The following is a 20,348-nucleotide window of genomic DNA, read 5'->3' as shown; positions in this document are numbered from 1 at the left end:
CGCCACCACCGGCGTTGGCGCGACCTCCGCCGCCCGCGCGGCCACCTCGACCACCACATCCAGGACTGGGACCAGGACCGGCACCCGCGGCGGTGCCGGCGTCGAGGGGGGCGCCGGCACCGGCGAGGGCGCCGGTCCGCCGACGGGTCGCCTCGGCCTGGACCTGGCCGGCTGACCGGGCGGTCTCGCGCCGTGGCACCGGCCCATTCGCCACCACCGCATCCCGGCGGTGCGGCCGAGAGCGCGCCCGTGGTGCCCGCTGGGTGGCACCCTCGTTGGTCGTCCGGCGCGGCGGGTTGCGAGACTAGTCGGGTGCGCATCTACCTGCCGTCCACGCTCAACGCCGCGCGATCGGTGTGGGAGTCCGGGCAGGTGCCGGCCGGGATGGGCTTTGCGGTCACGCCGGCGTTGCGTGAGTGGTACGCCCAGTCGGAATCCGAGGAGGAGCTGGAGTACGCGGTGCTGCATGACGCGGCACGCGCCAGCCTGCGCCTGCTCGACGCCGACCCGGCAGCCCCACGCCGGCGCCTGGTTTTCGTCGCGGACCTCGTCGACGGCGACGTCCGCGTCCGGGACGACCTCGAACGAGGCGCCGTCGAGGTCGACTTCCCGGTGCCCTGGTCGGTCGTGGGAGCGATCCATGTCGACGACGGCGGTGACGAGGAGGTCCTCGGCGCGGTGGCCGAGGCGGCGGATCACATCGTCGAGGCCGACCTCGGCGGGGAGGACGCGGCCTTCACCGTTGACAGTGTCGAAGGCTTCGAGTTGCTCTGGTTCGCCCCGCAGGAGCTGCCCGACCTGCTCTGAGCCGGTCCGCTGGCCGGCACACAATGTGAGGCACACCACACCCGTTGATGGTCTGTTGTGGTGCGATATGTCAATCGGTGCTCACCCGGCGTGAAACGTTGGTGTCGGACGGCGTTTGCGGTGGCCAGCCGGTTCCATTGCGGTGGTCTGCCGCGCCGATCGGCATCCGCAGCCGGCATTTCTCCACGCAAACCCGTCTGGATGGACAACGGTTGTGCCTCCCCGGGGCGCGGCCGCTGTCGCGTGTTGCGAATAATGCGTAGGCAGGCCGTGAGGTGCCGGCCGGGTTCCCGCCCGGTTGACGTCGATCGTCCGTTTTTCTCCCAACACCCTTCGTGCCGGGATGCCGGCCCGGGCGGGCGTGGATACCGGTAACCCACCGCGTAAGGAGGCTGGCAGCCGATGCTGTACCTCGCCGGGCAGATCCTGGCGTACGTGCTGGTGGCGATGGTCATCGGCGCCGCGCTGGCGTGGGTGTTCCTGATCGCCCCGCTGCGCCGGCAGGTGCGCCAGACCCGCGACGCCCAGCCCGATCCCAGGGTCGGCGGCGCCGAGCCGACGCCCGACGCCGTGACCGATGCCCACGGGACCGATGCACACGGGACCGATGCCCACGGGACCGGCCCCATTGGGGCCGACGCCTGGGCGGCCGGCTCCCAGACGGCCGAGGTCGCTGGGACGGCGCTCGAGATCCCGTCGCACCCCGGGGAGTTCAGCGGCGACATCGCGCTTGAGGGTGACTCCGAGCGCTCCCCGGAGCCCGCCATGTCCGCCGGGGGCGCGGATCCCGCGGCCGCCGACGACCGGCTCGGGCATGACGCGGATTCCCGTGCCTCCGTGCCCGACCCGGTAGGCGCGGAGCTCGCCACCACCGGGCCGATCCGGTTGCCGATCAACGCCGTGCGCGTCGGGGAACCCGTTGCCGAGCTCGTCGGCCTGCTGCGCCGCCAGCGGGACGATGCCGCCCTGGAAAAGGCGGACCTGACCGCCCGCCTCGCCGTGGCCGAACAGCGGGCGGCCGAGTCCGAGCAGCGGATCGGGGCCGCGGAGCGGCACGCCATGACGGCGAGCGCCCGGGTCGAGGAGATCGAGTCCACGCTGCGCGCCAGGGTCGAGGCCGCGACGAGCGCCGCGGGCGGCGGGGTACGCGCGGCGGACGATGCGTCACCGGCCTTGCCGGACACCACCGCCGCGGCCACCGGGCTCACCGTCGCGGAGCTCGCGCGCGAGGCCGAGCTGCTGCGCCAGCAGCTTGTCGAGGCGGAGGGCCGGGCCGCGAAGTTCTCCTCCCGGCTGGCGATGGCGCGCACCGAGGCAGAGGACGCCCAGCGTCTCGTCGCGACCATGACCACCCGGCTCGACCGGCATCAGGCCGAATGGGCGGCCGAGCGCGTCAGCCTGCTCGGCCGGATCGAGCGGACCGAGTCCGCGCTCGGGCGCCGCACCGAGACCGCTCCCGCCGCCGACCCGACGGCGGACCCTGCCCCCTCCGCCGCCGCGATCCCCACCCTCAAGACCTCAACCCCCAGAACCTTCCCGCCCGAGACCGTCACCCCCGCTTCCTGGGCTGCCGAAACCAGGGTGGAGCACTCCGCCGCCGTCGAATACGCCGAGATCGTCGGTACGGCGAAGGCCGTTGCCTCGGCCCGCGCCGTCAGCGCGGCCCGCGCCGCCGAGGCGGCCCAGGCCGCCGAGCCGGTTGGGGTTGCCGAGCCGGTCGGCGTTGCCGAGCCGGTCGACACGCTGGGGTCGGTTGGGGTTGCCGAGCCGGTTGGGGTTGCCGGGGCGGGCGAGGTTGCCGAGCCGGGCGACGTCGCAGGGTCGGTTGATGTTGCTGAGTCGGTTGATGTTGCTGGGTCGGCTGATCTCGCCGGGTCGGATGATCTCGCTGGGTCCGCCGATGAGGCTGAGCCGCTCGCCGAAGTCGCGTCCGCGGGGGCCGTGGGGCCGGCTTTCGAGGATGAGCCGGCCGTGGGCGCGCAGACCCCGCGCGTAGCCGCTCTGGTGCGGCCCCAGCCCCGCGCTCCCGCCCACGCGGCCGCCCCGGCCGAGACCCGGACTCGTGATGCGTCTGTGGGTGGGACCGAACCGGTTCGGTCGGGAACGCTGGGCGTGGCTGGGGCGAGGGCTCGAACCTCCGGTGTCACCAAGGAGCGACCGGCGGCAGTGGCCGGGGTCCCGGCCCCGACCGGCAGCGGGCCTGTCACCGCGCCGGGCCTGCGGTCGGGCGCCACGGGTGAGCAGGCCGCGGGCGGCCGGGTCGTCCAGCAGGCCGCTCCGCGCTGGAACGGACTGCTCGATCCGGGCAGCGCCGGCGGCGACAACCTCAAGGAAATCGTCGGCATCGGTCCGGTGATCGAATCGCGGCTGCGGACGCTCGGCATCACGACCTTCAGCCAACTCGCCGAGATGGGCGACACCGACGTCGACCGGCTGGCCCACAAGCTCGACGGTTTCGGCGACCGGATCATCTCCGACGACTGGGTGGGCCAGGCTCAGGATCTCCAGGTACGCCATTACGGCGGTGTCTACTAGGCCGCGTATGCGGATGTGATCAGACGTCCTGCCAGTGCCACGCGATCCGAACCCGCCGAGGCGTGGACCCGGCGAGACGTCGTGGATCACGTCGGCGGTGAGCCGGGGCGTCGCCAGATGAAGGGCGCGGCGGCGCCCGGTCCGCGGTTCAGAGTCCGGAGATGAGCCCCTCGATCTCGGCCTCGAGGATCCGGCGGTCGGTGACGTCGCTGTAGAGCCACAGGTGGCCGCGGTAACCGTCGGCCGCGGCGAGCGCGATGTGGCTGCGTTCGAAGACGCGGCCGTCGGCGAACATGACCGGCTCGCGGCGCAGCGTCCGGCGCCGGCGCAGCAGGGTGTCCAGCCGGGCGGCGAAGCCGGACGGGTCGTCGACGAGACCGGCCCGCGGCCGCAGATGCCGACGGCAGTCCGTGCCAACCAGGTCGACGGGGGAGTCTGCCAGGTCAAACAGGTCGCAGTACATCTGGTTGACGGCGACGACACTGCCGTCGCGATCGGCGATCAGGACCGCGGTCGCGAGCTCGGCGAGCAGGGTCGTCAACCAGCGTTCCCGGTCGCGGCAGGCCTCCTCGATCCGGCGCATCTCGGCGAACAGGCAGCCGCAGCGCTCGGCGGAGTGCCCGCCGTCGGCGTGGGCGGGGCGTGGATGCAGGTCGTCTTCCTCGTCGCGGTGCAGGACGACGGCGGCGCGCCACTCGGCGCCGGGGGGGAGCGCGCCGCGGGGGTAGCTCGCGAGTCGGTCCTCCGGGATCTCGCGGGGGGCTGACCGGCCGGGCGTCGGCTCGCCGGGCATCGGCCGGCGGGGCAACGGAACCTTCCAGTGTCGGTTCGTCATGGCGTCGTCCGTATCGGGCCACCGCGCTGGGGGCCCGGGCAGGGGGTGCCCGGTTCCAGCGGGATGACCGAGCACCGGGCCGTCGAGATCCGACGAGGGACCGGCCGAGCCGTCCGCGGATCGGTCTACCTCACCGGTATGGTCCAGCGCCGCCGGATCGCCTGGGCCTCCTGGCGCGTCGGTCCAGCGGAACAGGTCGTCGGCGGACTCGCGGAAGGCCCGGGCGGCGTCGTCGAAGGGGTCGTACCCGTGCAGCCCGTCGAACAGGCCAAATCGATCGGGCCCGCCGGGCAGGATGCCCTCCGGTCCGACATCTTCCGGGCCGAACAGCTCGTGACCCAGTAGCTGCTCGTCGAGGAAGTCCGCATCGAAGGCGGTGAAATCAAGCGCCGCCTCCTCGGACTCGATGGGCGCAGCGGGGTGCTCATCAGTGTCGTCGGCGGCCGGGCGGTCGGCGTGGCGGTCGGGGTGCGTGTGGCCGTCGGGGTGCGTGTGGCGCTCGGGATACAAGCGGCTGTCGGGGTGCGCCGGGACGTCCAGGCCGGAGATGTCCCGGCCAGCGGCGCCGCCCGCGGTGGGCGCGCCGCCCGGGGCCGGGGTGAGGGTGCCGACGAAGCGGCGCCGCCCGTCGCCAGCGGACGTCGCCACCGTCTGGATGATCGCCCGCCGGGCCGCCCCGCCGGGTAGCACCAGTCGGATCTGAACGGAGAATCCGTCGCCATGCGTGACCAGACGCCGCCAGTAGTTGCCGACCGTGGCAACGTCTTCGGGATGGACGACCCGGTCCCATCCCCAGCCGACCGCCTGGTCGGGGGGAAGTCCGGTCAGTTCAGACCACGGGCGGTTCACAAAGAGATGGCGGCCGACCGCATCGGTGGCGAAAACCGCCACCGGGCAATTCTCGACAATCCGCCAGAACATTTTCCAAGCGATCTTATCGAACATGTCCGAAGGCTGGAAATCGCGGTTTCCACTCATCGGGTCGCCCCTTTCGAGCCGCATGTAGCGGGCCGCAGGGAGGTCCTGGGCAGCGTCGCCGTGGTGGGCGGACGGGCTTCTCGCAAGCGGTTGCTGAGCCCGCGGATCGATGGCTGACCGGACACGGAAGGGACCCCCGAGGCAGGCGTTGGTGGCTTACCGGGTGAGATCGGCGGGGTGGGGGAGGCTCCACCGGTCGACCCAGCAGGCGATTGTGGCTTCACGGATGAGCGGGTTAGGGACCGCCGCGAGGCTACCGCCTCCGGGGCGATTCGGCGGCGAAATCCTGCGGGCGTTTCCGGGGCGGTCGGCGCACCGTCGACCCGCGGGATGTACGCGCACAGCGATGGTCGCCCCCCGATCCGTGGCCGCACTTCAGATGCGGAGAGTAACTAAATGGGTGGTCAAGGTGGGACGCTGTGCACACCGTGACCTGGTTGTGTCCTACCCGGCCCACACCCCCGGAAGGGGTTGTGCGAACGTTGTTGCGTCCGCCCTGATGGTCAGGGCTTGATAAGCAGTGACCTTCTTCCTACGCTTCGTAGCAATTGTCCGGGCCGGGAAGAGGCGGAGCTGGAGGAGCGGCGGTTTTCGTGGCGGTGGCACGTGGCGGTTGGTTGGACGCCACCTCGTTCGTCGAGGACGAGGTCCGGGAGCTCGTCCGGCGGCGTTCCCTGGATCCCGTGCGCGATCCGGCCCAGGTCCGCCAGCTCGTTCAGGAGGTGCTCGCCGACTATGAGGAACGCGTTCTCGTCAGTGACCTTCCGCCCGTCGTCGACCGGGATGTCACCGCCCGTCTGGTCTACGACGCGGTCGCCGGCTTCGGGCCGCTGCAACGCCATCTCGACGATCCCACGATCGAGGAGATCTGGATCAACGAGCCGGGTCGGGTATTCGTCGCGCGGGCCGGTCGCAGCGAGCTGACGACCACAATTCTCACCGCCGACCAGGTGCAGGATCTGGTCGAACGGATGCTGAAATCGTCCGGCCGGCGGGTGGACCTGTCGACTCCCTTCGTCGACGCGATGCTTCCCGACGGTTCCCGCCTGCACGTGGTGATTCCCGACGTGACCCGGGTGCACTGGTCGATCAACATCCGCAAGTTCGTGCTGAGCGCGGGCAGCCTCGACGAGCTGATCGGGTTCGGCACGATCACCTCCGCGGCGGCCGCGTTCCTGGAAGCCGCCGTCGTCTCCGGGCTCAACATCATCGTTGCCGGTGGCACCCAGGCTGGGAAGACGACGCTGCTCAACTGCCTCGGTTCGGCGATCCCCGCCCGCGAGCGGGTGATCTCGTGCGAGGAGGTCTTCGAGCTGAAGCTGCGCGCCCCGGACTGGGTCGCGATGCAGACCCGGCAGGCCAACCTGGAGGGCAACGGGGAGATTCGGCTGCGCCGGCTGGTCAAGGAGGCGCTGCGGATGCGCCCCGACCGCCTGCTGGTCGGCGAGGTCCGCCAGGAGGAGGCGCTGGACCTGCTCATCGCGTTGAACTCCGGCCTGCCGGGGATGTGCAGCCTGCACGCCAACTCGGCCCGCGAGGCGGTCACCAAGCTGTGCACGCTGCCGCTGCTGGCCGGGGAGAACGTCAGCCACGCCTTCGTCGTGCCGACCGTGGCCGCCAGCGTCGATCTCGTCGTCCATCTGGAGAAGGACGTGTCGGGTCGCCGACGCGTCACCGAGATCGTCGCGCTGCCTGGCCGGGCCGAGGGCGACATCGTGGAGGTCGCCCAGATCTACCGCTCTCGCGCCGACGGTCTGGTCCGCGCCGACGGCTTCCCCCCACACGTCGACCGTTTCACCCGCGCCGGCTACGACCTGCCTGCGCTGCTCGCGCAGGGGGACCGTGACCATCCCCATCCCCATCGCCGGCCCGGCGGGGGCTGGCCCGAGATCGCCGTGGAGCGCTGATGGGTATCTTCCTCGGCCTGCTGTGCGGGCTTGGCCTGTTCCTCATCATCACCAGCGGCCGGCCCCGCGAGTCTCGCGGCCCGAGGACGATGCGCTGGGAGCACACCACCGCGGAGCTGCTCGCTCAGGCCGGTATCCGCGGCCTGGGCCCCCGCCAGTTCGTCGCGATCAGCGCCGCGCTCGGCCTGCTCGTCGGCCTCGTCGTGCTGGCGTTCACCGCAACCCTGTCGCTGGCCGGCGCGTTCGCGGTCTTCGCGAGCCTGCTGCCGCGGGCGCTGGTCGTCCGCCGCCGCCACGGCCGCATCCACGACCTGCGGGAGCTGTGGCCGGACGTCGTCGACAACCTCGCCAGCGCCGTGCGCGCCGGGATGTCGCTGCCCGAGGGCCTGGCCGCCGTTGGGGTGCGCGGGCCGGTGCAGCTACGCCCGGCGTTCACCCGCTTCGGTGAGGACTACAGCGCCACCGGGTCGTTCTCGACCTGCCTGGACCGGCTCGCCGACGAGCTCGCCGATCCGGTCGCCGACCGGATCATCGAATCGCTGCGGATGGCGCGGGAGGTCGGCGGCACCGACCTCGGCCGGCTGCTGCGCACCCTGTCGACCTTCCTGCGCGAGGACGCGCGAACCCGGGCGGAGCTGGAGACCCGCCAGGGCTGGACGGTCAACGCCGCCCGCCTGGCGCTCGCCGCCCCCTGGATCGTGCTGCTCCTGCTGGCCACCCGCGGCCAGAACGTGCGGGCGTACGACAGCCCGACCGGCGTGCTGGTGCTCGTCGGCGGCGGCGGCGTGTCGGCGCTGGCCTACCTGCTGATGAAACGGATCGGCCGGCTGCCCGAGGAAGGCCGGGTGCTGCGCGGCGGGGCCATCGCCGCCGCCCAGGCCGCCGCCGCAACTCCCGCCGCCGCAGCCTCCGCCGCCACGGCCGAGGCCGGTGGTGGCGGTTCCGGATCGCGCCCGGACGCTCCCGGCCCCCGTCCGATGAACACGCCACCTGGCTTCGACGAGCCCTGGGGCTTCGGTGGGTCTGGCGGCTTCGACGGGCCAGGCGGCTTCGGGGGGTCCGGCGGCTTCGGGGGGTCCGGAACCTTCGACGGGCCGGGGGGCTTCGACGGGCCAGGGTTCGGGGCGCAGCCCGATCGGGGGATGCAGCCATGACGATGGTCGCCGCCGGGGCGCTGCTCGGTCTGCTCGCCGGGCTCGGCCTGGTCATTGTTGTCTACCGGTCGCCGCGGGCGCGGCGCATCCAGCTCGCCGACCGGCTCGACCCCTACCTGCGCGACACGCCCACCCCGTCCCGTCTGCTCGCGGACCGGCCGCGCGCCTCGGCCCGCCCGGGGTTCGTCGCGGTCGAGGCGCTCCTGCGACCGTTTCTGTCGGATGTGGCCGGCCGGCTCGACCGTTTCCTCGGCGGCCGGGCGGCACTGCAGCGCCGGCTGACCCAGGCAGGCGGACGGACCAGCATCGAGGAGTTCCGGGTCCAGCAGGTGATCTGCGCGGTCAGCGGCGCGCTGATCGGCGCGTTCCTGCTGGCGTTGCGCACGCTGCTCGGCGTCGGCCCGCCGGCCCTGGTCGACGTCGCCCTCGTCGTCGCCGGCGCCGCCGGTGGGGTGGTCGGCCGCGAGTACTGGCTGACCAGGTCGATCAACGACCGCGAGGATCGGATGCTGCTGGAGTTCCCCACGGTCGCCGAGCTGCTGGCGCTGGCGGTCACCGCGGGGGAGTCCGCGATCGGCGCGCTGGAGCGGGTCAGCCGGCTCACCCACGGCGAACTGGGCCGCGAGCTGCGCCTGGCCCTCGCCGACGCCCGCGCCGGCGCCACCCTCGTGCAGGCCCTGGAGGGCATCGCCGCCCGCACGGCGCTCGCGCCGCTGACCCGCTTCGTCGACGGCATGGCCGTCGCGATCGAACGCGGCACCCCGCTGGCCGACATTCTGCGCGCCCAGGCGATGGACGTCCGCGAGGCCGGTAAGCGCCAGTTGCTGGAGGCCGGCGGCCGCAAGGAGATCGCGATGATGATCCCGGTCGTCTTCCTGGTCCTGCCAACGACCGTGATCTTCGCTTTCTACCCCGCCCTGGTGAGCTTCACCGTGATCGCCCAGTGATCGCGGCGGCCCCGGCGGGAGGGATGCGGCCTGCCCCGACTCAGGCCGAACCGACTTGGCACAACGCGGTGCCCGACGCGGATGCGCAGGGTGCGCGGCACGCACGACGTGGGCGCTCGGCTGCTGGCCGGGCGCATCGCCCAGGCCGGATGGTGATGGAGGGGACATGGGACGACGTATCGGGCAGACCCTGAGGGCGAGGTGGCTGGCCTGGCGGTCGGCCACCGCAACGAGCACCGACACGAGCGGCGCCGATGGTGACGGCCGCGCCGGCGATGACGGCCGCGACCGGGGGGATGTCCCCGGCTGGGTGATGATCACGGTGATGACGGCGGCGCTCGTCGTCGCCATCGCCACGCTGGCGACGCCGGCGTTGCAGAACCTGTTCACCTCGGCCATCAACTCGGTGTCAGGCGTCGGCGGTGGCGGCGGCGGCTGACCTCCCGGCCACGCCGGCCATGGCCGCGCGAGACGGCGCAGACCCGGTCGAGCCCGACGACGGCGAGGCCGCACCGGGCGAGGACAGCACGGCAGGCGGCAGTTCCGGGCCCGGTGACGACGCCGCGCCGGGTGACAATGCCGCGCCGGGTGACAATGCCGCGCCGGGTGACGACGCCGCGTCGGGTGACGAAGGGTCCGCCGTCGTCGAGTTCATCCTGGTGGGGACGTTGCTGCTGTTCCTGTTCCTCGGGATCCTGCAGGTCGGCCTGATCCTGCACATCCGCAACACGCTCGCGGCGGATGCGGCGGAAGGCGCCCGGCACGCCGCCAACCTCGGTGTCCCGGCCGCGGACGGCGGCCCGTACGCCCAGGCGCTCATCGCCCGGACGATCCCCGGCCGCGCCGACACCGTCTGCATCGGCACCGACGTCGAGGGCCCCGGCGGCACCCCGCTGGTTCAGGTCACCTGCAAGGTCGCCGTCCCGCTCGTCCTCGTCCCGCTCGGCGACGGCGTGACGATCACCGTCACCGGCCACGCCGTCAAGGAGGAGCCGTGACGCCCCGGCCGACGCGCACCGCCCGGACGGTTCGGGGGCAGAAGCTCCGCGCCCGGCCCGTCCGAGCGCGGCCGGTGTGGGCCAGGGCGGTGTGGGGGAACGGCCGGGCGTCCTGCGCAGGCACCGGCCCCCCGGGGCGCCGAGGGACGGACGACGGCTCGGCGATGATCGAGTTCGTCGGGCTGTCCGTCGTGCTGCTCGTCCCGTTCGTGTACCTGTTCCTGTGCGTGTTCGCGGTGCAGAAATCGGCGTTCGGTGTGACCGAGGCGGCCCGGGAGGCCGGCCGCGCCTTCGCCACCGCCGACAGCGAGGCCCAGGGCGCCGACCGCGCCCGCCTGGCCGCCGCCCTCTCGCTACAGGACCAGGGTGTTTCCGGCCAACCGCAGATCCACTTTGCCCCGGCCGGTGCGAACTGCGGCGCCGGCAGTCCCGGCGATGGCGCCCAGACCCTGGAACCGGGCGCATCGTTCGTCATCTGCGTCCGGACGGTCGTCTCCCTGCCCGGCACCGGCGCCCTGTTCGCCGGCATCACCGACGTCACCGTCAACGGCCAGTTCACCGTCGTCATCGACCAGTTCCGCGCGGACCGGCGGGGAGCCCAGCCCTAGCAGGGGTTTCGTGCATTCACGGGCTTACGTGGGATCGCGCGCTCGGCGGTGCTGACGAGCTCGTCGAGTTCGCTGGCCAGGCTCTTGGGGACCCGGCTGGCGGTGACGGTGTGGAAGGCACGTAGGTATGGGATCAGCGTGAGGAACGCGTCCCGACGGGCCCAGTAGCTGCGGACGTCGCCGGAGGCGAGCGCACCGGCGAGGACGCCCCCGCACCGGCGGCTGTCAGTCACGCTGATCCCGGTCGCACAGCGGATCACGTGGGGAATACGGCGTGGACAGGCAGAGCGGGCCGTCCTCAGCAGCATCGAACCTTGTAGCCACGCGACAGAGAAGAGAATCTTCATCCTATTAGGAATAGATAAATTGAAAAGTTCATGGCGATCACCCCCCGACTGCCATTCAACATGTCAGCAACCGTAAGATCGTCTTTGATTTTCGTTGAAACTACACCAATACCACTCGTTGAGCAAGCTCCGCACCTGAGTCCCGTCGCGTAACGGCATCGTTTACGGAGCCATGCATCTCCGCCACCCCCATCGAACTCATGGTTCCGTTGAGCAGTGTCCACGGGTTCAGGTCCACGGGTTCCGACTGCATCGTCCGAAGTAGAGGCAGCAAACGCGGGCCGCCAGCCCGGGCGAGGACCTGATCCACCATCGCCGCGCGTAGCGACGCGATCGCTGTGCCTGTGGAGGTCGGAACAACGGGGAAGCGGACACGGTTTCCTTCCGACGATGGTCGACAGGACTCGTCGAGTCCGACCCGACTCGACGGCGTGCGACCCGGCGGAGAGCTCCCGGCGCCAGGGGACACGACGACCCCGGCTCGGAGAGGGAACCGCACGGATTCGGCGCGTTCACTGTGTGCGCTACCCATGACTCACTTCGCGTCAACTCGTCGCCAGACTGGGAAAGATTCCCATCCGCTGGATGGTGGTCGTCCCCACCCGGCGGGGGGTGATGTCCCGACCTCGCGCGAGCGGCGAGCCGAAGACGGGGCGGGAATCGTTCCCACCCTCGGCGTCCGATCCTCTGTGAGAACCTGGACGCCTACACCGAGATCTGGGCCGACGAGGAGTTCGCCCGGCATATCGGCGGGCCACTGGACCGGCACGGCATGTGGCACAACCTCGCCGGCAATCTCGGCTGCTGGGCCTTGGAAGGGGTAGGCCCCTGGTCCGTGATCGAGCGCGAGACCGGGCTTCTTGTCGGCCGGGCGGGGCTGTGGGTGGAACCAGGCTGGCCAGGTGTCGAGGCGGTGTGGTTCATCGGCCGGCCCTGGTGGGGCCGCGGATACGCGACCGAGGCCGCGAGTGCAGCCGTTGCCTGGGCGTTCGCGCAGCGGCCGGGCCTGACAGAGGTTGTGTCCGTCATCCGCTCGGCCAACGTGGCCTCCGCCCGGGTCGCGGAACGGCTCGGCATGCGCCTCGACCGGACCGAGCACCTCCATGGCGGCGAGAAGAACATCTACGTGATCATCCGAGCGGAATGGGCGGCCCACCAGAGAGCTGGCGAAATGCCCCACCCGGGCTGACCGCTCTCCTGTTCGCCAGGGTTACTCCGCGTCCCGCAGTCCGTCCATCGGCGGGATCGGCACGGTCGTGCTGTGGCGAGCGCGATGACAACACTCGGCATTCGCATGGGGGCTGAACCGCGCGTAACGCGGAGTGCCCCCGTGGTTGTTGGGCCGTTGTGCGGAGACTTCGGATGTTGGGGAAAGATTTGGTCGGACACGTCAACCTGATTGCGCCAACGTCGCTCTTAGCAGGTTGAAAACATTCGAACGGCTGCTGAGCAGTCTCGGTGCGGGAAGTCACCGTGGCCAGCACCCACCAACGCAGGAGGCGACAGTGGCGGATTGTTCTGACGGCCCTTCCGACATACGACTGGGGCGAACAGGTCCTCCTGGCGGTCTGCGGCGACGTATCCATCAGGGGGGACCTCAGCGCTCCCGGCGGCGCCTCACCGGACGTCGGCTGACCCGCGCCCTCGGCAGCCTGACAGCCCTGGCCATGACCGGGGTGGTGACCGTGGCGGTCGCCGGCCCGGCGACGGCCGCCGGCCCGGGCGGTGGGGGCTGGAGGCCGGCTCCGAGCGTGGACGGGGTGCAGGTCGGCTGGCTGCCCCGCGGCGTCAGCCTCACCGGCGCGGTGCCGACCACCCGGATCGGCCGCGACGTCATCGTCGGCACGTTCGAGGGCGGCGACACCCGCGTCCAGCTCACGGTCCAGCGGGGCACGCCCGAGGCGACGGTCAAGGATGTGGCCGACGCCTACGCTCGTTACTACCCCGGCGCCCAGGTGGGACGGGTCGCCCTGCGTGGCACCGAGGCCGTCACGCTGCGGACCGGTAGTGCAGGTATCAATGAGTTGACCTGGGTCGAAGGTAAGCCGTCCGTCGTGCTGACGGTCGGCGGCCAGGTCGGCGGGAACGGGCCCACCCCGCCGAGCTTGCTGCCCGAGGCCGACCTGCTCCGTATCGCCACGTCGCTCACCGTCGGCCCGGCGCCGACACCGACGGTCTGGCAGAAGCTGTCGAAGCCACTGGTCGGCGCTGCGTTCGCGGTCGGTCTCAACAGCTCCGAGGCCCCTGCCCGGGTGCCGCTGGCCGCCGTGGAGAACGGCCAGCGGCTGGTCGGCCTGCTGGAGAAGTTCCGGGCCACCTACCCGGGCCTGAGCGCGCGGGTCACCGTGAAACAGATTTACTTCTGGGCGCCTGACCATGCCAGCGTCACGTTCACCATCGCCTACAAGTATCAGAGCCAGTCCGGTTCCATCGGCAGTAACGGCCAGGCGGTCTTCACCCACGGCGGGTGGAAGGTCTCGGAGGAGACCTACCGCGACGTGCTGGGGTTGGCGTCCCTGCTCGGCGGCAGTCGGGCGTAGTCCGTCGACCGGTGGCCGACAGTCGGCTCGGCACGCCCAGCGGGGCGGCGGTTCGCGTCACGACGAGCCGCCGCCTCCGCTACGTCTACGTAGCCGTCCTGAGCGGCGCGGGCCAATCGATGGGGGCACTCGATGGACGAGGCGTCCTACGCGTCGTTCGAGGATTTCGTCACCGCCTCGGCCGACCGTTTGATGAGGACGGCCTTTCTGCTGACCGGTAACCGCCACGCGGCCGAGGACCTGCTGCAGGGTGCCCTGGAACGCACCTACCGGCGATGGGACAGGGCACGGATCATCACGCCGGAGGCCTACGTCCGCCGGGTGCTGGTGAACGCGGCCTCGAGCTGGTGGCGGTCGCGGCAGTTCCGGGAGGAGCCGTTGGACGCGGCGGCCGAACGGGCCAGCGCGGACGGCGGGCCGGACCTGGCGTTGCGGGACCAGGTGCTGAGGGCATTGCAGGAGCTAACGAATCGGCAACGCGCCGTGGTCGTCCTGCGTTACTACGACGATCTGCCGGAAGCCGCGGTGGCCGAGATCCTCGGATGCAGCGTCGGCTCGGTGAAGTCCCACGCGTCGCGGGCTTTGGCCCGGCTGCGTGTGAGCCAGCATCTGGGGGATGCCCGCATCCGAAGTGAGGAGGGGCTTTGATGCCTTCCGACAACGCTCACCCCGGGTCCGGTTCGCGCCCCGGGTCCGGCTCCGGTCCGGACTCCGCATCTGGCCTGGCCTTCGAGCAGACGCTGCGCGGACTGCTCGACCAGGCCACCCGGTCCGTCACGGCACCGGCCGACCTGACCGCCAGAATCTGCACCTCGCCGCCGCCGCGTTGGCGAGGACGAGGACGGTGCAGGGCGCTCGTGCTCACAGCGGCGGCGCTGGCCACGAGTTCGGTGATCATCGGCGGCCTGGCCGTCGACAGGAACCTTGCTTCCGACAATGGGGTGAACGTCATCGCACCGGCAGTGGGCAGTTCACTTCCCACCAGGCCGGCCACCGGTGTGACCGCGCATTCGAGTGTTTCACCGACCGGCCGGGCACTCGCCCCGCCGGTTGCCGGGGCGAAGCCGGACCAGGCCACCGCCGACGAGATCACGACGGCGTTCACCGAGGCGTTCGACGCGGACAACAACGTCGACGACGGGTTGGCCTACGTCCAGAACGGCGAACGGTACCGCGACATCACCCAGCGTTTCGTTGAGCGTTATCCAGGTGTCGTCGGTACCCTTCGGGTACGGCTCGAGAACATCACGCTGATCGCCGGCGACCAGGCCACGGCGACCATCATCATCACCCATGCCGACCCGAAGCTCGGCGCGCAGTGGGGGTACGAGATCAGGCGGACGGCGCAAGCCGTCCGCGTCAACGGCCGCTGGTTGGTGAGTGCCAGCACCTACTCGTTCCTCGTCGGTACCTCCTGATCCGCGGGCTACCGCCGCCGGTGACGTTCGCTACCGGCGCCCGGTCGGTCCAGTGCTGGATGCGGGTGGTGGCGATGGCGTGGTCGATGCCCGGGGGGTGGCCGAGGATGGTGTGGGCGGCGGCGAGTTTGCCGACGAGTTTGTCGATGAAGGAGTTACGGCTGTCGGCGGTGAGCTTTCCGTCGGCGATGAGCTTGGTGAAGCGGACGGTGTCGACGATGGCGGATTTCACCCGCTCGTGGGCGAGATAGGTGTCGAGGCCGGGTTGCCAGCCCTCGGCGGCGGCGCCGCTCACGACCGTGTTCCACCCGGTGACGACGCCGGCGGACTCCTCGGGGTGGTAGCTCATCTTGTGGAGGTGGACCGCGAGGTCGTAGACGGGACCACCCCAGAGAGCCAGTTCCCAGTCGACGAAATGGGGGCGGCCGTCGGACACGATGATGTTCTTGCGGTGGATGTCGGTGTGGAGCAGCGGTTGGGCGGCCACGGCATCCGCCACACCTGCGGCGGGCCGCCGCCCGGGAACCGTGCCCCACCCGTCTCCCGGACGGGAAACGCCGGCTGCTGCTCCGGCTTGCCCCGGTCGCCGGTCCGCACCGCCCGGGCCGCGGTCACCAACTGTTCCCGCGCGACCTGCTCATCTACCTCAAACAGGTCAATATCGGCCATCGACCCCAGCAGGCCGCGGTCGCGGACATCGGCGATCCGTACCGGCAGCAGCGTGCGGCCCCGGCTCAGCGGGTCGCCTCGCAGCGCGGCGAGTAGTTCCGCCCTCGCCCAGTCGGAGTCCAGATAGTCGGCGGACACCACCGCCAGCGTGTGCGCCGAACCGCGCACGGCATCGTCCACCTTCGCCAGCCAGTGGTCCCCGGCCAGCATGTCCCACGCCTGCACCGTCACCGTGAATCCGGCCGCCTCCAGCTCCCACGCGACCCACTCCGCCCAAGCCCGATCCACCTGCGTGTACGAGACGAAGAAGTCCCGACCCCCCTGAGTAGCACCCTCGGTCACGCAAACAGTCTCCACCCGCACATGTCCAGCCAGACCATCGCCGCACGGAATCAGGCAATCGCTCCGAAGCGGCGAGAGTGGATCCCGGACCCGTGGCCGTCGACCGCCGATCGGCCGCAGTGATCAGAGCATTCGTTACTTCTCCCAGCGCCGCCAGCAGCGTGTCGCGCAAGTCGGCCGGACTCGACGCGACGCCGTAGCATGGCGAGCAGTGACAGCCCGCCGCTCCGCCTGCCGCCTGGCGCCGCCGCGACACCAGGACCTATCGGAGGACTCGGGATGATCCCCGCCCACGACTTCGCCGCCTTGTTCAGGCCCACCGCCGAGGGCGGTGACAAGAACATCGTGGGCGGCCTGCCCGCCAGCACGCCCGATGGCGAGAAGCTCGTCTGCCAGGTGCCGGTCGTCGCCTGGGGCAACAACGGCGAGGCTCTGGTTGCCGACATGGCCGACGGTTGCCTGCGCAGTGTCCGGGGCGCCGAAGGGTTCATCCGTCTCGTCCGGGCCGCCAGCGAGCCGGTCGGCCTCGACGAACCCCGGTCGCTGGACTGATCGTCCTTGCGGCGAGCGGAATGTGATCGAATTAACGTCGGAGCCGGATTTCGGTCGGCGTTGACAGCCGGAGCTGGCCGATAAGTTCGGCTGAATGCCTCCGCCGGGCAATCCCGTCGCGCCATAATGACAGGCAGACGGTGCTCTACCTGCCTGCCCTGTTTCCGAGCGGGCCGGTTCCCGGTCTCACTCTGCTCGCCCCACCTCACCTGCGTCTTCGCCATGTCGGCATGTCATCCGGGCGGACTGCGCCCCCTCCCTGCACCGAGGCCACCGCATGAGTCAGCTCTGTCCCGCCGGCATGCCCAGACCCGATTTCGGGATCCGTATTCCCGAGCGGCTGCATCCCGCGGCCGATCGCATCGGCGAACACCTCCTGGCCTGGGCCGCCGAGTTCGGCCTGGCCGCTGACGCCGCCGCGCGCGCCCGGTTGGCCGCCGCCGGATTCCACCTGGCGGCCGCCCGGATCCTGCCCGATGCCGAGCAGGCCGACGTCGAGCTCTTCGCCCAGTGGGCGGTGTGGCTCTTCCACCTCGATGACGAGCAGGACGAAGGGCCCATGGGCCGCAACGCCGAGATCGTGCGCGAGACCTATGCCTCGATCAGCTCGATCACCTCAACAGCCGAAGGGCAGCCCGCGCCCGCCGGCGCCCCTGCGTCGGTGACGGCCCTGGCCGACCTGTGGCCCCGCACCGCCCGGGGAATGTCCGCGCCGTGGCGCCACCGCATCCGTCAGCACATCCGCGACCACCGCGACGCCTTCCTCACCCAGATCGCCCACCGGCGCAACGGCACGGTGGCGACCCCCGAGGAATACCCGGCGCTGCGCCGGAACGACAACGCGATGTTCATGTACGACCTGGTGGAAGTCGCCTACCGGACGGAAATCCCGCCGGACCTCGCGGCGACGAAGAGCTGGACCGAGCTGTGTGCGGCGTCGAGTGACATCATTGCCTGGACCAACGACGTGGTCTCCCTGCCGCGGGAAGCCGCCCTCGGCGAGACCACCAATTACGTCATCGTTCTCCGGCGTGCCACGGGCTGCGACGATCGCACCGCGCTCGACCAGGTGCAGGCGCACATCACCCGACGGCTGCGCGATCTCGACGACGCCGAACGCGCCTTCCTCGTCGACGCGCAGAGCCTGGCACCGACGGCGCACTCTGGCCCGCTGCACCCGGAATGGCTGAACCTGGTCGTCCGCACCGTCTGCGATATGCCCGGCGCCCACCTGGCTTGGATGTTCACCTCCGGCCGCCACCGGTAGCGGTTTGCGTCGCGCCGGGCGAACCTCACAGGCTCCAGGTCCAGATGGTGCCGTCCCAATGCCCGGAAACGACGATGGCCCTGCCGCGCAGGACACCGATGGCGATCGATTCCGCCCCGGTGGCGGGGCCGGTGAGGCCGTTGCCGTAGCGCTGGCCGGTGGCCGGATCCCAGATCAGGATGGCGCCGTCGTCGCTGCCGGAAATGACCACGGTCCGGCCGTTCACCGTGCCTGTCGCCACGGTCTTGACCGCGTTGTTGATCCGGTCGCCGAGGCGACGGCCCGTGGGCGTGGCCTCGGTGAGATCCCAGGTCCGGACTTCGCCGTCCTCGCTGCCCGAGACGGCGAAGGTCCGGCCGCGAACGGTGCCGATGGCCAGGGCCCCGATCGTCGCCTGATGACCGCCAAGGAGCCGACCGGGCCGCCGGGTGTTCACGTTCCAGAGCCGCATCGTGCCGTCCTCGCTACCGGTGACGGCGATCGTCGTGCCGCGCACCGTGCCGACCGCGACGCTCTTGACCGCGGAGTCGAGTCTCGCCCCCAGGACGGTACCGGTGGCTGCGGGGGAGGCCGGATCCCAGAGCCGGACCGTGCGGTCGTCGGCGGCGGAGACGGCCACGGCCCTGCCGTTCACGGTGCCGAGCGCCACGCTGTTGATCCCACCGCCGATCATGGCACCCAGGCGGACACTCGGGGGCGGACTGGTGGTGATGTTCCAGACACGCAGGGTCCCGTCCACGCTGGCGGACACGGCGATGGGAGCTGCCAGTGCAACGGAGTAGACCGGCTTGTCATGGCCGTCGAGGGGAGCGCTGCGAGCCCGCCCGGTGATCGGGTCCCACAGCTGCACGGTCCCATCGGCGCGGCCGACGACCGCGAGGAGCTCGCCCTTGACCATGCCCACCGCGACCGACCAGACCGGGTCGTCCGGAGAGATCGGAGCACTCAACAGCCGTCCCACGGCGCTGTAGGCGCTCTCGGCGGACGGGGGGCCGACTCCTGCGGGTGCGAAGCTTGAACCGCTCTTCGTGGCCGGCGATCCGGATCCGGAGCTGGTCAACCACATGGGGACAACCGTCCCGGTCCCGGCCACGGCCAGCGCCGCGGACGTCCCCAGAAGAATCCTTCGCCTGGACGGCGGCGTCTTCTCCCGGGCCGGCCGGGAGGCCTTCTCCGCTCTCCTCGCGTCGCTCGTCGTGTCGTCGGCGACGTCGTTTGTGTCGTTGGCGAGGTCGTCCGTGTCGTCGGCGACGTTGTTCGTGTCGACGTCGGTGATGGTATCCGGCATAGTGCCGGTTTCGGCCGGGAGCGGTTGCGGCTCGGGATCGGCCGCGGGCGGCGATCGGGTGGCGACAGGACGCCGCGGGTGACGATCCACCTGATCGCGGAGTTCGAGATACGCCGCGTCCCAGGCATGGTGGTCGCCGAGGTTCGGTGGTAGCGGAGATTCGTTCTCGTGTGCCACGCGCAGGCAGGTGTCGATGAAAGTCTCAAAATTCGCGCGTTCCGGTCGAACTGGACGTTTCTGGCTCGTCATTCCGGCGATAGTGCTGCGTCTGAGCCCGAGTTGCTTCTCGCCGCGGCGGTGCGGCGTGCGCACGCTCTCGTCCTCCAGCCGCCGTACGGAAAGACCCGCCGCCTCCTGCAGAGTCCGTAACCGGCGAGCGAACTCGACTCGCGGATCGGGCGTCTCCTCCACGGCTCCCCCAGGGCTGTCGAAGGCGAGGTGTCCGGCATCGTCGGACACCTCGTAGGCGTCAGCGTACGCGTTCTGACCAGCGGCTGGCTGGTACTACAGAAAATGAAGTGTCCGGACCTCGGCCGGACACTGGCCGGACACCCCGCCGGCCCCGCATCGTTCACTCGGGATTGGATCGGCCACCCCCTGGGAGGACCTTCGTGGACCAGAATCAACGTGAATCCCGTCGATCGATGGGAGTAACGGTGCCCGCCGGAGTCTCGGCGCGCAGAACCCGGCTCGCCCGGCCCTTGGCTGCGGGTTTCGCCGCAGTCATCGTCCTGCTGGGCGCTATGATCGCCTTTGTCGCATCGCCGGCCGCCGCGGCGTCGCCCACTGGCCAGTGGGCGGTGTCGAGTTATTCGGGATCGTTTGTTCGTGGGGCGGGGGTGACGAAGTTCTCGCGGCTGGGTGTGGGGCGGTATGAGGTGGGGTTCAACCGCAGCATGCGGAACTGTTCGTTTGTGGCGACGGTCGGTGATCCGGGGGCGGGGTTGGTGTACAACCCGGGTCTGGTTTTCACCGCTGGTGGGCACAGTGGTGCGAACAGTGTCTACGTCGAGACGAAGAATCTGGGTGGTGGTCTCGCGGATTATCCGGTGCATCTGCAGGCCCAGTGTGGTTCCGCCGGCCAGTGGGCGGTGTCGAGTTATTCGGGATCGTTTGTTCGTGGGGCGGGGGTGACGAAGTTCTCGCGGCTGGGTGT

General features: G+C 70.9%; 19 protein-coding genes and 1 pseudogene. 15 read left to right on the top strand and 5 right to left on the bottom strand.

Going from position 1 to position 20,348, the window contains the following annotated elements; genetic code table 11:
- Positions 1 to 312: 312 nt before the first annotated feature.
- On the top strand, positions 313 to 807 hold the full coding sequence (locus ND748_RS05175; protein WP_251744455.1) for a hypothetical protein: 495 nt from the start codon (positions 313 to 315) through the stop codon (positions 805 to 807).
- Between the two features lie 402 nt (positions 808 to 1,209).
- Complete coding sequence (locus tag ND748_RS05170) at positions 1,210 to 3,342, top strand: hypothetical protein (protein ID WP_251744453.1); 2,133 nt, start codon at positions 1,210 to 1,212, stop codon at positions 3,340 to 3,342.
- Between the two features lie 148 nt (positions 3,343 to 3,490).
- On the opposite strand, the gene ND748_RS05165 is transcribed toward ND748_RS05170, so the two are convergent.
- On the bottom strand, positions 3,491 to 5,155 hold the full coding sequence (locus tag ND748_RS05165; RefSeq protein WP_251744451.1) for a PAS domain-containing protein: 1,665 nt from the start codon (positions 5,153 to 5,155) through the stop codon (positions 3,491 to 3,493).
- Positions 5,156 to 5,748: 593 nt separating this feature from the next.
- Between ND748_RS05165 and ND748_RS05160 the strand changes: the two genes are divergently transcribed.
- From ND748_RS05160 to ND748_RS05135, 6 genes and pseudogenes are all read left to right on the top strand, one after another.
- Positions 5,749 to 7,062, top strand: a complete 1,314-nt coding sequence (locus tag ND748_RS05160; RefSeq protein WP_251744449.1) for an ATPase, T2SS/T4P/T4SS family — start codon at positions 5,749 to 5,751, stop codon at positions 7,060 to 7,062.
- A pseudogene (locus ND748_RS05155) lies at positions 7,062 to 7,916 on the top strand (type II secretion system F family protein); the annotation flags it as partial. The gene ND748_RS05160 and the pseudogene ND748_RS05155, both read left to right, overlap by 1 nt.
- A 296-nt stretch (positions 7,917 to 8,212) precedes the next feature.
- On the top strand, positions 8,213 to 9,163 hold the full coding sequence (locus ND748_RS05150; protein WP_251744445.1) for a type II secretion system F family protein: 951 nt from the start codon (positions 8,213 to 8,215) through the stop codon (positions 9,161 to 9,163).
- A 166-nt stretch (positions 9,164 to 9,329) separates the two neighbouring features.
- Positions 9,330 to 9,602: a hypothetical protein gene (locus ND748_RS05145; RefSeq protein ID WP_251744443.1), complete on the top strand. Its 273-nt coding sequence runs from the start codon at positions 9,330 to 9,332 to the stop codon at positions 9,600 to 9,602.
- Positions 9,586 to 10,161, top strand: a complete 576-nt coding sequence (locus ND748_RS33800; RefSeq protein WP_308205590.1) for a TadE/TadG family type IV pilus assembly protein — start codon at positions 9,586 to 9,588, stop codon at positions 10,159 to 10,161. Before ND748_RS05145 ends, ND748_RS33800 begins: the two co-directional genes overlap by 17 nt.
- A 164-nt stretch (positions 10,162 to 10,325) precedes the next feature.
- Positions 10,326 to 10,769 (top strand): hypothetical protein, encoded by a 444-nt coding sequence (locus tag ND748_RS05135; protein ID WP_251744442.1) that lies wholly within the window; start codon positions 10,326 to 10,328, stop codon positions 10,767 to 10,769.
- Here the strand turns inward: ND748_RS05135 and ND748_RS05130 are convergent.
- Positions 10,766 to 11,002 carry a hypothetical protein gene (locus tag ND748_RS05130; protein WP_251744441.1) on the bottom strand — a complete coding sequence of 79 codons (237 nt, stop codon included), beginning with the start codon at positions 11,000 to 11,002 and terminating at the stop codon, positions 10,766 to 10,768. The two genes, ND748_RS05135 and ND748_RS05130, sit on opposite strands and share 4 nt — an antisense overlap.
- Before the next feature lie 796 nt (positions 11,003 to 11,798).
- On the opposite strand from ND748_RS05130, the gene ND748_RS05125 reads away from it, so the two are divergent.
- The 4 genes from ND748_RS05125 to ND748_RS05110 all read left to right on the top strand — a co-directional run bounded on the left by ND748_RS05125 (position 11,799) and on the right by ND748_RS05110 (position 15,074).
- The gene (locus tag ND748_RS05125) at positions 11,799 to 12,305 is read left to right on the top strand and encodes a GNAT family N-acetyltransferase (protein WP_251744457.1); all 507 of its coding nucleotides are present in this window, start codon (positions 11,799 to 11,801) and stop codon (positions 12,303 to 12,305) included.
- A gap of 490 nt (positions 12,306 to 12,795) precedes the next feature.
- A complete protein-coding gene (locus tag ND748_RS05120; RefSeq protein WP_251744440.1) occupies positions 12,796 to 13,656 on the top strand; it encodes a hypothetical protein in 861 nt (286 codons plus the stop codon).
- Between the two features lie 132 nt (positions 13,657 to 13,788).
- Entirely contained in the window at positions 13,789 to 14,304 is a 516-nt protein-coding gene (locus ND748_RS05115) for a SigE family RNA polymerase sigma factor (RefSeq protein ID WP_251744438.1), read from the top strand.
- Positions 14,304 to 15,074: a hypothetical protein gene (locus tag ND748_RS05110; protein WP_251744437.1), complete on the top strand. Its 771-nt coding sequence runs from the start codon at positions 14,304 to 14,306 to the stop codon at positions 15,072 to 15,074. Before ND748_RS05115 ends, ND748_RS05110 begins: the two co-directional genes overlap by 1 nt.
- On the opposite strand, the gene ND748_RS05105 is transcribed toward ND748_RS05110, so the two are convergent.
- Together ND748_RS05105 and ND748_RS34485 are read right to left on the bottom strand one after the other, a co-directional pair.
- Positions 15,016 to 15,510, bottom strand: a complete 495-nt coding sequence (locus ND748_RS05105) for a hypothetical protein (protein WP_251744436.1) — start codon at positions 15,508 to 15,510, stop codon at positions 15,016 to 15,018. The two genes, ND748_RS05110 and ND748_RS05105, sit on opposite strands and share 59 nt — an antisense overlap.
- Entirely contained in the window at positions 15,420 to 16,085 is a 666-nt protein-coding gene (locus ND748_RS34485; RefSeq protein ID WP_251744434.1) for a toll/interleukin-1 receptor domain-containing protein, read from the bottom strand. The genes ND748_RS05105 and ND748_RS34485 overlap by 91 nt, the downstream gene beginning before the upstream one ends.
- 279 nt (positions 16,086 to 16,364) lie before the next feature.
- On the opposite strand from ND748_RS34485, the gene ND748_RS05095 reads away from it, so the two are divergent.
- Together ND748_RS05095 and ND748_RS05090 are read left to right on the top strand one after the other, a co-directional pair.
- The gene (locus ND748_RS05095; protein WP_251744432.1) at positions 16,365 to 16,637 is read left to right on the top strand and encodes a hypothetical protein; all 273 of its coding nucleotides are present in this window, start codon (positions 16,365 to 16,367) and stop codon (positions 16,635 to 16,637) included.
- A 277-nt stretch (positions 16,638 to 16,914) separates the two neighbouring features.
- Positions 16,915 to 17,904, top strand: coding sequence for a terpene synthase family protein (locus tag ND748_RS05090; protein ID WP_251744430.1), 990 nt, complete (start codon positions 16,915 to 16,917; stop codon positions 17,902 to 17,904).
- 25 nt (positions 17,905 to 17,929) lie between these two features.
- Here ND748_RS05090 and ND748_RS05085 read toward each other — a convergent pair whose 3' ends face one another.
- On the bottom strand, positions 17,930 to 19,192 hold the full coding sequence (locus ND748_RS05085; RefSeq protein WP_251744429.1) for a WD40 repeat domain-containing protein: 1,263 nt from the start codon (positions 19,190 to 19,192) through the stop codon (positions 17,930 to 17,932).
- Between the two features lie 611 nt (positions 19,193 to 19,803).
- Here ND748_RS05085 and ND748_RS05080 point away from each other — a divergent pair.
- Positions 19,804 to 20,348: hypothetical protein (locus tag ND748_RS05080; RefSeq protein WP_251744427.1), on the top strand; the 545-nt coding region annotated here is incomplete at its 3' end.

Origin of the sequence: Frankia sp. AiPs1, from assembly GCF_023716945.1 — a bacterium.
GTDB lineage: Bacteria > Actinomycetota > Actinomycetes > Frankiales > Frankiaceae > Frankia.
Note: the sequence above shows the minus strand (reverse complement) of the source record. Positions and strands in the feature narration are given on the sequence as shown.